This is a genomic window from Lentzea sp. (assembly GCF_036380075.1).
Lineage (GTDB): Bacteria > Actinomycetota > Actinomycetes > Mycobacteriales > Pseudonocardiaceae > Lentzea.
On record NZ_DASVFL010000031.1, the window covers coordinates 1 to 12,562 of the forward strand.

Annotated in this window: 15 protein-coding genes and 1 pseudogene; 7 read left to right on the top strand and 9 right to left on the bottom strand. The window is 71.9% G+C overall.

From position 1 onward, the window contains the following. From VF330_RS03485 to VF330_RS03495, 3 genes and pseudogenes are all read right to left on the bottom strand, one after another. A pseudogene (locus VF330_RS03485) lies at positions 1-228 on the bottom strand (hypothetical protein); the annotation flags it as partial. Positions 229-369: 141 nt separating this feature from the next. Beyond that, a complete protein-coding gene (locus tag VF330_RS03490; RefSeq protein WP_414675327.1) occupies positions 370-762 on the bottom strand; it encodes a hypothetical protein in 393 nt (130 codons plus the stop codon). 92 nt (positions 763-854) lie between these two features. Beyond that, entirely contained in the window at positions 855-2,636 is a 1,782-nt protein-coding gene (locus tag VF330_RS03495; RefSeq protein ID WP_330850016.1) for an N-acetylglutaminylglutamine amidotransferase, read from the bottom strand. Between the two features lie 160 nt (positions 2,637-2,796). Here VF330_RS03495 and VF330_RS03500 point away from each other — a divergent pair, with 160 nt between their 5' ends. Continuing rightward, positions 2,797-4,215 (top strand): amidase family protein, encoded by a 1,419-nt coding sequence (locus VF330_RS03500; protein ID WP_330850017.1) that lies wholly within the window; start codon positions 2,797-2,799, stop codon positions 4,213-4,215. A 63-nt stretch (positions 4,216-4,278) separates the two neighbouring features. On the opposite strand, the gene VF330_RS03505 is transcribed toward VF330_RS03500, so the two are convergent. Next, on the bottom strand, positions 4,279-5,010 hold the full coding sequence (locus VF330_RS03505; RefSeq protein WP_330850018.1) for an ATP-binding protein: 732 nt from the start codon (positions 5,008-5,010) through the stop codon (positions 4,279-4,281). Beyond that, on the bottom strand, positions 5,007-5,168 hold the full coding sequence (locus VF330_RS03510; RefSeq protein ID WP_330850019.1) for a hypothetical protein: 162 nt from the start codon (positions 5,166-5,168) through the stop codon (positions 5,007-5,009). Before VF330_RS03510 ends, VF330_RS03505 begins: the two co-directional genes overlap by 4 nt. Here VF330_RS03510 and VF330_RS03515 point away from each other — a divergent pair. The 3 genes from VF330_RS03515 (at position 5,162) to VF330_RS03525 (ending at position 7,836) form a co-directional block, all read left to right on the top strand. Then, complete coding sequence (locus tag VF330_RS03515) at positions 5,162-5,434, top strand: hypothetical protein (protein ID WP_330850020.1); 273 nt, start codon at positions 5,162-5,164, stop codon at positions 5,432-5,434. The two genes, VF330_RS03510 and VF330_RS03515, sit on opposite strands and share 7 nt — an antisense overlap. A gap of 36 nt (positions 5,435-5,470) precedes the next feature. Continuing rightward, positions 5,471-7,006 (top strand): molybdopterin-dependent oxidoreductase, encoded by a 1,536-nt coding sequence (locus VF330_RS03520; RefSeq protein ID WP_330850021.1) that lies wholly within the window; start codon positions 5,471-5,473, stop codon positions 7,004-7,006. Between the two features lie 170 nt (positions 7,007-7,176). Further along, entirely contained in the window at positions 7,177-7,836 is a 660-nt protein-coding gene (locus tag VF330_RS03525; RefSeq protein ID WP_330850022.1) for a fasciclin domain-containing protein, read from the top strand. Between the two features lie 54 nt (positions 7,837-7,890). On the opposite strand, the gene VF330_RS03530 is transcribed toward VF330_RS03525, so the two are convergent. The 3 genes from VF330_RS03530 to VF330_RS03540 all read right to left on the bottom strand — a co-directional run bounded on the left by VF330_RS03530 (position 7,891) and on the right by VF330_RS03540 (position 9,527). Continuing rightward, entirely contained in the window at positions 7,891-8,268 is a 378-nt protein-coding gene (locus VF330_RS03530; protein ID WP_330850023.1) for an NAD-binding protein, read from the bottom strand. A 42-nt stretch (positions 8,269-8,310) separates the two neighbouring features. After that, complete coding sequence (locus VF330_RS03535) at positions 8,311-9,042, bottom strand: anti-sigma factor (RefSeq protein ID WP_330850024.1); 732 nt, start codon at positions 9,040-9,042, stop codon at positions 8,311-8,313. 197 nt (positions 9,043-9,239) lie between these two features. Next, a complete protein-coding gene (locus VF330_RS03540; RefSeq protein WP_330850025.1) occupies positions 9,240-9,527 on the bottom strand; it encodes a DUF1330 domain-containing protein in 288 nt (95 codons plus the stop codon). Positions 9,528-9,640: 113 nt separating this feature from the next. Here VF330_RS03540 and VF330_RS03545 point away from each other — a divergent pair, with 113 nt between their 5' ends. The 3 genes from VF330_RS03545 (at position 9,641) to VF330_RS03555 (ending at position 11,897) form a co-directional block, all read left to right on the top strand. Then, on the top strand, positions 9,641-10,552 hold the full coding sequence (locus VF330_RS03545) for an AraC family transcriptional regulator (protein WP_330850026.1): 912 nt from the start codon (positions 9,641-9,643) through the stop codon (positions 10,550-10,552). 125 nt (positions 10,553-10,677) lie between these two features. Further along, positions 10,678-10,809, top strand: coding sequence for a hypothetical protein (locus tag VF330_RS03550; protein ID WP_330850027.1), 132 nt, complete (start codon positions 10,678-10,680; stop codon positions 10,807-10,809). Then, a complete protein-coding gene (locus tag VF330_RS03555; protein ID WP_330850028.1) occupies positions 10,809-11,897 on the top strand; it encodes a YeiH family protein in 1,089 nt (362 codons plus the stop codon). Before VF330_RS03550 ends, VF330_RS03555 begins: the two co-directional genes overlap by 1 nt. Here VF330_RS03555 and VF330_RS03560 read toward each other — a convergent pair. Further along, positions 11,887-12,132, bottom strand: a complete 246-nt coding sequence (locus VF330_RS03560) for a hypothetical protein (RefSeq protein ID WP_330850029.1) — start codon at positions 12,130-12,132, stop codon at positions 11,887-11,889. The genes VF330_RS03555 and VF330_RS03560 overlap by 11 nt on opposite strands. Positions 12,133-12,562: the final 430 nt, after the last annotated feature.

Genomic DNA, 12,562 nt, shown 5'->3' on the forward strand with positions numbered 1-12,562 from the left:
CCGCGAGCCGGTCCGCGACGACGCGTGCAGGCACGTCCCGGCCAGCAGGACCACCGCGCCGCCGAAGACCAGCGTGAACGTGTTCGTCACCGAACCCGCCACGACGCCGGCCAGACCCAGCAGGTCGACGGCGTACCGCACAGCCCGGCAGTTCGCCCGCTCGATCGGCGGGGTGTCCGGGGACGCGGCCGGCCGGGTGACGACCGGAGCGGTGCTGAGCGTGGTCATGGTGCCCCTTCGGAGCCGGACGGCGGGGTATGTCGCGCGCGGTTACCCGTGAACACCCCGGTTCACACTCGCCACGGCCTGCGGACTGCCATACCTGCCGACCTGGGCCGGTGAACCCGGCCCAGGTCGGATCGGCTCGGGTCAGATCGGCTCGTCCGGCGTGCGGGCCGCGCTCGCGACCGAGCCACCGGGTTCGTCCGCGAGCTGCCCGCGTTCGGCGGCCTCGGCCTCCGCCTCCTCGTCCAGCGGGTCCGGCGTGACCGGGACGTCCGGCTGTTCCTCGGCGAGCCGGTCGTCGAGCGGACGGGCGTGCGCTTCCTCGTACGGCGTCATGCCGTACTTGTCCACGCCGCTCCACCGCTCGGGCGGGTCCATGCCCGCTTCGAGGGGGTCGAGCTTGAGGCGGTCCTCGTCGAGGTCCTCCGCGCTGTTGAGGGCGGCCGGGTCGGTCTCGACGGAGTCGGGCGAGCCCGTGTCCTGCGGCGGCGCGTAGGACTCGAGGTCGCCGTCCGGGGTCATGTCCTCTGTTGCCATGCATCGGGAGTACCCGGCGGTGGTGCGGCCAATCGATCAAGTTCGTCCGGTTGGGACGGTCGGCCGGCCACCGCCGGGCGCACGCGCTCCGGTCAGCCGATGCCGTGCTGCTGCAACCACATCTCCAGCACGCCCAGGTGCCACAGCTCGTTGCCGCCAGCCTTGGTGGCGCGGCCGTTCGGGTCGGCGAGCAGGGCGTCGACGTAGTCGCGGCGCAGGACCCCGCGCCGCCGGGCGGCGGGTGAGCTCATGGTCGAGCGCAGCAGGGCGAGCACGTCGCCGTCCAGCCGGGTGAGGGCGGGAACGGGGAAGTAGCCCTTCTTGCGGTCGACGACGTCCAGCGGCAGCACGTCGCGGCCGATGTCCTTGAGGATGCCCTTGCCGTCCTGACCCGTCTTGAACTCCGGCGGGCAGGCGGCGACCAGTTCCACCAGGTCCTGGTCCAGGAACGGCACGCGCGCCTCGACGCCCCACGCCATCGCCATGTTGTCGACCCGCTTCACCGGGTCGTCGGGCATCAGCAGGTGCGTGTCGGTCCGTAGGACGGCGTCGAGCGCCGTGTCCGCGCCCGCCGCCCGCAGGTGCCGGGTGACCAGGTCGGTGCTGACGTCGCGGCCGGCGAGCCAGTGCGGTTCCAGCACGTCGGCCAGGTCGTCGTGCTCCAGGTCGTGGAACGCCTCGCGGAACACGTCGGCGGCCTCGCGCCGGGCCGCGCCGGCGGCCGGCTGGTGGTAGCGGTAGCCGGCGAACACCTCGTCGGCGCCCTGACCGCACTGCACGACCTTGACGTGCTGCGACACTTCGCGGCACACCAGGTGGAACGCCGTGACGTCGTGGCTGCCCATCGGTTCGCTCATCGACCCGACGGTGTGCTCGACCGCGGTGGCGATCTCCGCGTCGTCGATGCGGATCTGGTGGTGGTCGGTGCCGAACTTCTGCGCGACCGCGTCGGAGTAGACGAACTCGTCGCCCTCCACGCCGTCGCGGCCGGTGAAGCCGATGCTGAAGGTGCTCGGCCGCTGTCCCTCCTCGCCGAGCAGCGCGACCAGCAGGCTCGAGTCGAGGCCGCCGGAGAGCAGCACGCCCACCTCGACGTCGGACACCGTGCGCCGCCGCACCGCGACCTGCAACGCGTCGCGCACCGCCTGCTGCCAGTCCTGCGCGGTCCAGCCCTCGTGCTCGGGGCGGCGCGTGTAGGACGGCTGCCAGTACACGTGGTCGCGGGGCGCCTGCCCGCCCTCGAACACCCGGATCGTCGCGGGCGGCAGCTTGCGCACGCCGCGCAGCACCGTGTGCGGCGCGGGCACGATGGAGTGCCAGGTCAGGTAGTGGTGCAGGCCGACGGGGTCGAGCTCGGTGTCGACGCCGCCGCCCGCGAGCAGCGCGGGCAGGGTGGAGGCGAACCGCGTCCGGCCGCGCACCTGCGCGACGTAGAGCGGCTTGATGCCGAGCCGGTCCCTGACCAGCAGCACCCGGTCGCGGCGCCGGTCCACCAGCGCGATCGCGAACATGCCGACGAGGTGCTCGACGAAGCCGTCGCCCCAGTGGTCGTAGGCCTTGAGGATCACCTCCGTGTCGCTCGTCGAGCGGAAGGTGTACCGGCCGGAGAGCTCCGCGCGCAGTTCCTCGTGGTTGTAGATGCACCCGTTGAACGCCACCGCGAGCCCCAGCTCGTCGTCGGCCATCGGCTGCGCACCGGCGTCGGACAGGTCGATGATCGAGAGTCTCCGGTGGCCCAGCGCCACTCGTCCCTGCGACCACTGGCCGGCGCCGTCCGGTCCGCGCGTCCACATGGACCGCGTCATGCGCTCCACCGCGCCGAGGTCCGGACGGCCCGTTCCGTCGGTGACGATCTCACCGGCGATCCCGCACATGGCGTCTCCTCGGTGTTCGGCTGTCAAGTTCCCTTCCGGTTACCCCGAACGCCGATGACCACGTTCCTCCTGTGGTCAGCGTCGCGTGTGAGCAAGACCACGAGCACTCTCGCCCGGACGCCGGTTGACGCGGCCCGGCGGGGAACCCGGCAATGGACCCATGGAACTCCTGGCGGCCGACCTCGACCGGGCGACGATCCCGTCGCTCGGGCGGCGCATGGCCGACGGCTCGCTCACCTCGGCCGCCCTGACCAGCGCCTACCTCGCCCGCATCGCCGAGCTGGACACGGTGCTGAAGGCGGTCGTCGCCGTCGACCCCACCGCGTCGCGCCAAGCGGAGGAGAGCGACCGCAGGCGGGCACTCGGCCGGTCGCGCGGCCCGCTGGACGGCATCCCCGTGCTGCTCAAGGACAACATCGACACCGCCGGCCTCGCCACCACCGCCGGGTCGCGCGCCCTGCCGGTGCCGCCGCGCGAGGACGCGGAGCTGGTGACGCGGCTGCGGTCGGCGGGAGCCGTCGTGCTGGGCAAGACGAACATGACGGAGTGGGGCAACTTCCGCTCGCCGTGGGCCACGTCGGGCTGGTCCGCCGTCGGCGGGCAGACGGTCAACGCGCACGTGCTGGACCGCACCCCGTGCGGCTCGTCGTCCGGCTCGGCCGTGGCGGTCGCCGCGTCGCTGGCCCAGGTCGCCGTCGGCACCGAGACCAACGGTTCGATCGTGTCCCCGGCGGGCCACTCGGGCGTCGTGGGCTTCAAACCGACGCCCGGCCGCGTCAGCAACGCCGGCATCGTGCCGATCACCGCGCTCCGCGACACCGCGGGCCCGCTGGCCCGGCACGTCGTGGACGCCGCGCTCCTGGTGGCCGCCCTGGAGGGCAGCCCCTACGGCTTCACCCCGGGCACCCTGCGGGGCGCGCGGGTCGGCGTGTGGCGCAAGCCGGGGTTCGACGACGACGTCGACCGGGTCCTCGACTCGGCCGTCGCCGTGCTCCGCCAGCACGGCGCGACCGTCGTCGACGTCGAACCGCAGCACCTGGACCAGGTGTACGCGACCGACCGGCCCGCGATGCTCGTGGAGTTCCGGCACGACCTGGAGCAGTACCTCCGCACCCGGTCCGGCGCGCCCCGCACGATCCGCGAGCTGATCGAGCTCAACGAGGCCGACCCGGTGGAGCTGAGCCTGTTTGGCCAGGAGCTCCTCCACGACGCCGCCAAGGCCCGCCCGCTCACCGACCCCGCCTACCGCGACCAGCGCGCCACCGCGACCGACCTGGCCCACCGCTGCCTGGACGACCTGCTCACGGGTGAGCGCCTCGACGTGGTCATGGCCCCCACGAACGGCCCCTCGTGGCCGGCCCGCGGCGCCGACCCGGCAGGGCCGCGCACGGCGATGCCCGCGGCGGTCGGCGGCCACCCGAACGTGTCCGTCCCGGCGGGGTTCGCGGGGCCGTTGCCGCTCGGCGTGTCGTTCACCGGGGCGCGCGGGGCGGACGGTGAGCTGCTGCGGTTCGCGGCGGCGTTCGAGGAGGCGACGCGGGCGCGCCGGGCGCCGGGGTACCTGCCGACGTTGCCGTGACGGCGGGCCGATCCAGCTCGTCCGGTGGCGCGGAACACCGTCGAAGCAGGGGTTGGGGCGAACCTAGGGTCTTCGCCCGAGCGCGAGCACGGCCCACACGACCTTGCCGCCGCCGAACGAGGGGATGGTGCCCCAGACGGCGCACGTCCGGTCGACCAGCTCCAGCCCCCGGTGACCGGGTCCCGCGGACCGGACCGGGAGATCCGGGTTGTCGTCGCTGACCGAGAGGGAGAGGCCGGTGGGCCGCAGCTCGATGCGCAGCACCGGTTCCGAGCCGGAGTGCCGGACCGCGTTCTCCACCAGCTCGCTCACGACGAGCAGCGCGTCGTCCAGCAGGACGGGCAGGTCCCACTCGGCGCAGGCGTCGCGGACCTCCTCGCGGGCGACCAACGCGGCGATCAGCGACTTCGGCAGCGTCGCGCACCGGCGACGCCACCGGGGCGACCGATCGGCGAGCTCGAGGGCGGACGCCAGGTCGGTCGAGGTCGCCACGCGGCGGACCACGCCGTTGCACCGCAGGTCGTGGTGGTGTTCGTCGGTCTCGGCGACGAGCACCAACGGCACGCCCGGCCACTGGCGGATCCGCGCCCAGACCGTGGCGAAGACGGAGAGCATGGCCTGGCTCGCGGACTGGAAGTCCGGGCCGAGTCGCACGACGATCGCGAGCGGCACGCCCGCAGCGTGCCCGAGCAGCTCGTCGCGCAACGCGGGGTACGTGGAGAGGTCCAGCCGCCCTACCGGCGTCACCACCACCACGCCGGCGAGATCCGTCGTCTGAACGTCGATGTCCGTCACGCGGCCGCTTCCTCCCGCAGGTCCGGTCCGGGCAGATACGTCCGCGGCACGGCCTCCGCGTGCCCGAGCACAGTGTCCGGCATTTCGGGGCGAGGCGCGTGGACGGGGGACAGGGCCGCCTCGGCCGCGGACGGTCCGACGACCTGGTCCCGTGACAACAGCGCTCCTCTGCCTCGTGTGCGTCGGGTGCGGGTACCCGCAATTCGCGGCGACACCCTTCGGCTCGCGTCAGTCCGTCAAGCCGGGCAGTGGGTCCGGTGGGTCGGCGGCCCGGCCGGAGGGGCCTGCGGTCGCCATCGCCACGGGCGGCGTCCTGAACGTGTTCACGACGGTGTGGCTGCGCATCAGCGACTGGCCCGCGCTGCCGGTGCCGGTCTCCGGCGTCGTCGGCCACATCGCCCGTTCGGGCGGTGACGGCCGGTGAGCAATCCGGTGGCCGGTCGCTTCCGAACCACCGGGTGTGAAGGCAACTCGATCCATCCTCATCGGCCTGGTGTCGGTGGCCGCGGCGCTGGCGGCGGGACACCTCGTCGCGGGGCTGGTGAGCCCGCTGGCATCACCGTTCCTCGCGGTCGGCAACACGGCGATCGACCTGACACCCCACCAGCTCAAGGACTTCGCGGTCCGCACGTTCGGGGAGAACGACAAGCTGGTGCTGCTCGGCGGCATGGCGGTCGTGCTCGCGCTGGTCGGCGTGGTGGCGGGACTGCTGTCGCGCCGCAGCCCGTGGCCCGGTACCGCGATCGCGGGCGCGCTCGGCCTGCTCGGGGTGGCCGCGGTGCTGGTCAGGCCGACCACGAGCACGTTGTCGGTAATCGCCCCGCTGGCGAGTCTGGTGGTCGGTGTCGTGGCGTTCCGCTGGTTGTGGTCCCGCGCCGCGACCAAGACTCCGGCCGGCGCTTCGGCTGAGGCTCCTGCTGAGGGTCCTGGCCGCCGGCGGTTCCTGGTGTCGACCGCGGCGATCGCGGCGGGCGCCGGTGTCGCGGCGGTGGGCGGACAGCTGCTCGCCGGACGGGTGGACGTCGAGGCCTCCCGGCGCGGGATCACCTTGCGGCCAGGGACGAAGGCGCCGGAGATCCCGGTCAACGCCGACTTCGCCGCCGAGGGCACGCCGAGCTTCCTGACGCCGCCCGACAAGTTCTACCGGGTCGACACCGCGCTCAGCATCCCGCGCCTGCGCGCGGAGGACTGGCGGATGCGAGTGCACGGCATGGTGGACAACGAGCTGGTCCTGACCTACGACGACCTGCTGCGCCGCCCGTTGGTGGAGAAGACCATCACGCTCGTGTGCGTGTCGAACGAGGTCGGCGGCCCGTACATCTCGACGACGAACTTCATCGGCATCGACCTGGCCGACCTGCTGCGCGAGGCGGGCGTGAAGAACGGCGCCGACCAGCTCGCGACCCGCAGCGTGGACGGCTGGACGTGCGGCACCCCGGTCTCCTCGATCATGGCACCCGGATCGAACGCCATGCTGGCGCTCGGCATGAACGGCGAGCCGCTGCCGCTGGAACGCGGTTTCCCGGTCCGCATGGTCGTGCCCGGTCTCTACGGCTACGTCTCGGCGACGAAGTGGCTGGTGGACATGGAGCTCACCACCTTCGACGCGTTCGACCCGTACTGGGCGCAGCGCGGCTGGGGCAAGAAGGCCCCGGTCAAGGTGATGTCGCGGATCGACCGGCCGAAGTCGTTCGAACGCGCACCGGCCGGCAAGTTCGTCGCGGCGGGCATCGCGTGGGCCCAGCACCTCGGCATCGACAAGGTCGAGGTCCGCGTCGACGGCGGACCGTGGCAGCAGGCGAGCCTGAGCACCGAGGTCAACGTCGACACCTGGCGGATGTGGCGCATCGAGCTCGACGTGGCGCCGGGCAACCACACCGTCGAGTGCCGTGCCACCGACCGCAACGGCCTCACCCAGACCAGCGACCGCGCCGCTCCCATCCCGGACGGCGCCACCGGCTGGCACTCGATGGTCTTCACCGCGGTGGCGAGCTAGCCGTCCGACGGCACCCCGTCCGTCCATAGTAGACGTTGTGAACGTTTGTGCTGGTCATCCGCATTTCGAGAAGTCGTTGGTAACAGATGGATAACCGCACCCATCCGTGTCCCACCCGGCCGCGAATCACCCGTAACAACTGCTCAACCACATCTGGGAGATGTCACCTCATGAAGAACACCGTCCGCAACACCGTCCTGTCCGTCGGCGCCGTCTCGCTCGCCCTCTTCGGCGCGGCGTGCGGCTCGGGTGACACGGCCAGCAGCGGCTCCAGCAGCAGCGCGCCTATGACGTCGTCCTCGATGGCGCCGTCGACGTCGGCGATGGCCGACCCGGCCGCGAACCTCGTCGGCCCGGGCTGTGCCGACTACGCGAAGCAGGTCCCGTCCGGTGCCGGTTCCGTGTCCGGCATGGCCGCCGACCCGGTCGCCACCGCCGCGAGCAACAACCCGCTGCTCAAGACGCTGGTCCAGGCCGTGTCCGGCCAGCTCAACCCGAAGGTCAACCTCGTGTCGACCCTCAACGGCGGCGAGTTCACCGTCTTCGCGCCGGTCGACTCCGCGTTCGCCAAGATCGACGCCGCGACGATCGACAAGCTCAAGACCGACGACGCCCTGCTCACCAAGATCCTGACCTACCACGTCGTCCCCGGCCAGATCTCGCCCGACAAGATCGCCGGCGACCAGAAGACCGTCGAGACCGGCACCGTCAAGGTCACCGGTTCCGGCAACGCCATCAAGGTCAACGACGCCAACGTCATCTGCGGCGGCGTGAAGACCGCCAACGCGACCGTCTACCTGATCGACTCGGTCCTCATGCCGACCGCCTGATCCGATCGCGGGCGAAATCCGGGAACAGCACCGCTGTTCCCGGATTTCGCCGTCTCAGCCGGAATGTCTGATGTGGACGGACGTCACGCCCGACGACAGGAACAGCGCGTGGTTCTCCGGTTCCCGGATGACGGCGATGATGACGGCGTCGGGGTTGACCGTCCGCACTGACCTGGTGATCAGGTAGGCGTTGAGGTCGTCCGGCACCGCGATGAAGACGCGGTCGGCGGCGTCGGCGGCGGCCTCGTCGAGCACGCATCTGTCCCGTGCGTCCCCGTGGACCGCGGTGGCGCCGTTGGCCGTGGCCTCGAGAACGGCGAACAGGTCGGTGTCGAGCACGGTCAGCGACGCGTCCGGTTGCAGGACCAGCACCGAGTTCACGGCGTCCCGCCCGGTGTCGCCGTACCCGATGGCGAGGATGTGGTCGGTCACCGAGGTGATTCGGCGCACCGGCCGAACCGGATTGCCGTCCGTTCAGGCGAGCGCGATCGTCACGACAGGCGCGCTCGTCGGGCTCGGTGACCCGTGCACCGGCTCGACCGTGAGAACGACCTCTTCGACGTCATCGGTCGCCGGCACGAGCAGCGACGTGGTCGCGCCGGCCGGGCGCATGGTGCCCGCCGACCGCGGGCCGTCGCCGTCCACCAGCCACAGCTGGTAGACGCGGTCTCCCGGCAACGACCGCAGACCGTCCGCCAGGAACAGGATCTCGTGGCGGCTGCTCGACACCGCCGCCGTGCCCCCGGCCTGTGCCGACGTCACGAGCCGCAGGTCCGGCGCGGCCAGCAGGTCCCCGATCCGGGTGTGCGCGGGCGCGATCGCGGGGCTGATCCTGGTCGCGGTCACCGCGCCGTGCACCCCGGCCACCGCCGCGGCGGCGACGCACGCGGCCGACACCAGTGCCGCCGCGCGCAGAAGTCCCTGCCGCCGTGAGATCGCGGTACCGACCTCGGTCACCGGCGGCACCTGCCGCAGGTGGTGGACCGCCTGCAACACCTGCGGCCGCAGGGCGTCCGGCGCGACGCGCACGTCCGCGCCCGCGAGCCGGGCCGCGGTCTCCTGCAACCCGGACAGCTCCTCCGCGCAGCCGCGGCACCGGTCCAGGTGTGCCTCGAACTCGTCCCGTTCCTCTCCGGGCAACGCCCCGAGTGCGTGGGCACCGGTCGCCAGGTGCGGGTTGGCCTCACGCGTTCGTCCGAGTAGCACGCCTGTACTTCGAAGCCGTCGGATGACCGGATTGCCGTGGTTCAGCGTTCGACCATGCGTGTGACGACGGTACCCCGCCATCTCGACTGCTCCGGCACGGCCGCGTTTCCGGGTGCGGCGCCTCCGGCGTGCGGCCGAAGTCCGGAATGGACTGTGGATCGGCGGACCGTGCCGCCTCGCCTTGGTGACCGGCCGCCTCAGGCGGTCTCGCCGACCACCACCTTCACGCGGGAGAACCGGCGGCGCAGCTCCTTGAGCGGCTGGTACTCCGGCGAGTCCCAGAACGCCTGGACCGCGGCCCTGTCCGCGAACTCGTGGATCACGAGCGACGGCGGCGTCCAGTCGCCTTCCAGCACGAGCGCGTCGTCGTCCATCAGGATGTTGCGCCCACCGGCCTTCTCCAGCAACGGCATGACGTTGTCCACGTACTCCTGGAACCCCTCCGGGTCGGTGATGTCCGAGTCGATGACGACGTAGGCGGTCATGTTCACGTCTCCTCGTTGCGTTGGTGTTCGTCCTCAACGCTAGGGACGCGACATGGTGTTTCCAATGCGGAAGTAGACCCGATTCATACGTGTGAAGACCGTAGGCTGTCGAGGTGGATGTCTTCAGCGATGTGATCGCCACGGTCCGCGCGGGCCGCGCCAAGTTCACCCGGTCCCGCCTGAGCGGGCCGTGGGGCTACGCGTTCGGCCCCCATCCGGGCGCCGGCTTCCACGTGGTCCTCGAAGGCGGCTGCTGGCTGATCCCGCCATCCGGTGCTCCCGTCGCGCTGGGTGCGGGGGACGTCGTGTTCCTGCCGCACGGCGCGGTGCACGGCATGAGCGACAGTCCGGAAAGGACGATCGCGGACCTCCCGCCGGCGCCGGAGACAGGACCGCCCGACCACCCCGGTCCCGCACAGGCGCAGCTGCTGTGCGGGGCCTACCGCCTCGAACGCGGGCAGGCCCACCCGTTCCTCCGGACGCTGCCCGAGGTCGTGCACCTGCCCGCGCGCCTGGGCGACCACTCCGCGTTGCGCAGCGCGGTGGACCTGCTCGGCGCCGACCTGATCGAGGAACGTCCCGGCGCCGCCGCGGCACTGCCCGCGTTGATGGACCTGCTGCTCGTCTACCTGCTGCGCGCCTGGCTCGACGAGGAGGCCGCCCGCCACGGCCCGCGCGGCGGCTGGTGCGTCGCGCTCACGGACCCGGTGGTGGCCACGGCGTTGCAGCACATCCACCGCGCGCCCGCGCACCCGTGGACGGTCGAGGATCTCGGCGCCGAGGTCGGGTTGTCCAAGACGGCGTTCGCGCGCCGGTTCACCTCACTCGTCGGCCAGTCCCCGATGGCCTACCTGACGTGGTGGCGGCTGAGCACCGGCGCGCGGCTGCTGCGGGACGGCCGGGCGCCGCTCGCCGCGGTCGCGCGGCAGGTCGGCTACACCTCGGAGTTCGCCTTCTCCCACGCCTTCAAGCGGGTGTTCGGCACGGCGCCGGGCAAGTTCCGGCTGGAGCAGCGGGGGAGCTGACCCGCCGTCAGCGGCCTGCCCGCGCCGGTCGCCGCGCACCGGTGTTCCACATCGCGGGAGCCCTTGCCGCGCCCGCCCCGCTGCTCTGACCATTGCCGCCACCACCAGGTGGACGGAGGCGGGGCATGAGCGCGGAAGAGGGCGTCGGCCGCGAGCGCAGGCTCGCGGTGAACGAGGACTGGGCGGCGACGGTCGTCGGACTGGTGCTGCTGGTCCTGGTCCTGGCGGGGGTCGTGCCCGGCTGGCTGGTGCCGTGATGGCGGAAGTCGAGGCGCGGCAGCGGTCCGGGGTGTGGTGGGCGGTCGGCGGGATCGCGGTCGTCGTGGTGCTGGGCGGGCTGACCCGGTACCTGGAGCAGAACGTGCCGGTGTTCACCAAGGGCACCTGGCTCGGCGGGATCGCCAAGAGCGTCGAGTACCCCGTCTACGCGATCCTGCTGGGGCTGCTGGGAAACGCGGTACTGACCGGGCTCGGCTTCCGCGACCGGCTCGCCGCGGGGTTCCGCACGGAGTTCTTCATCAAGACCGGTCTGGTGCTGCTGGGCGCGTCGATCAACTTCGCGGTCATCGTGAAGGCGGCGGGTCCCGCGATCGCCCAGGCCTTCCTGCTGATCACGCTGGTCTTCGGCTTCACGTGGTGGCTGGGCGGCAAGGTCGGCCTGGAACCGAAGCTGCGGGCGCTGCTGTCGTCGGCGGTGTCGATCTGCGGGGTCAGCGCGGCGATCGCGGCGGCGGGCGCGGTGCAGGCCAAGCGCGAGCAGCTCGCCTACACCGCGAGCCTCGTCATCATCTTCGCGCTGCCGTCGATCTTCGTGCTCCCGCTGCTGGTCGACGCGTTCGGGCTGCCGTCGGCAGTCGCGGGCGCGTGGATCGGCGGCAACATCGACACGACGGCGGCGGTGAGCGCGGCCGGCGCGCTGGTCGGTGAGGAGGCGCTGCAGATCGCCACGATCGTGAAGACGACGCAGAACGCGTTGCTCGGCGTGGTCGCGGTGGCGCTGACGGCCTACTTCGCGCTGAAGGTCGAGCGGACCGGCGACGCGAAGGTCAGCGGCCGGGCGCTGTGGGAGCGCTTCCCCAAGTTCGTGCTCGGGTTCCTGGCGGCGTCGGTCATCGCGACGGTGTTCCTGGAGTCCGGCGGCGACAAGGCGGTGATCACGACGGTCAACGACCTGCGCACGTTGTTCCTGATCCTCGCGTTCGTCTCCATCGGCCTGGAGTTCCGGGTCGCGCCGCTGCGCGAGGCCGGGTGGAAGCCGATCGGCGTGTTCGCCAGCGCCACGGTGTTCAACCTGCTGGTCGGCCTGGGCCTCGCCAGCGTCCTGTTCGCCGGCTTCAGCGGGTAGCCGCCGCCCGCACGCCGACGCGCGAGATCTCGATGCACGCCACGTCGCGGACGTACCGGCTCGACCGGGCGTCCCGCGGCGTGACCAGCGTGGGCCGGGTGAGCCTGCGGCCGTTGTAGCGGGTCGCCAGCAACGCCGAGCACGACCCGAACTCCGGGTCGACCTCCGCCCACGACAGCACGACGCGAAAACCGTCCTGCGAGGTCGCGGCCACGACGAAGCTGAGCTTGTCCATCTTGCTGCCTCGTCGACGCGCAGCGCGACCCTCGCGAGCACCTCGTGCAGCGGCACGCCCTGCACGCAGTGGACCTCGCGCACGCGCGTCGTCCGGTATGAGACGTTGACCGGCTCCCGCGCGTGGGCGTCGAGGTGCGCGGTGGAGAAAGTCCATTCGTCGCTGATGTCCCCGGTGACCAGCACCTGGTCGTCGGGGACCGGTGTGCGTGGCGTCGGAACGCGTACGAACGATAGGTCCACGTCCTCCACGGTACGACGCCGGACGACTCTGCAGAAGACGGATTAACCGGATTGCCCGCGTGAGCGCGTCTACGGCGTCCAGATCGGCTTCGATCCGTGAGCACGGCACCAGATCACGATTCGATCCGCAAACGCCGCCCGCTGTTGCATCCGCAGAAGCGGAACCTAGTATGTCAGTCGTGCCGAAT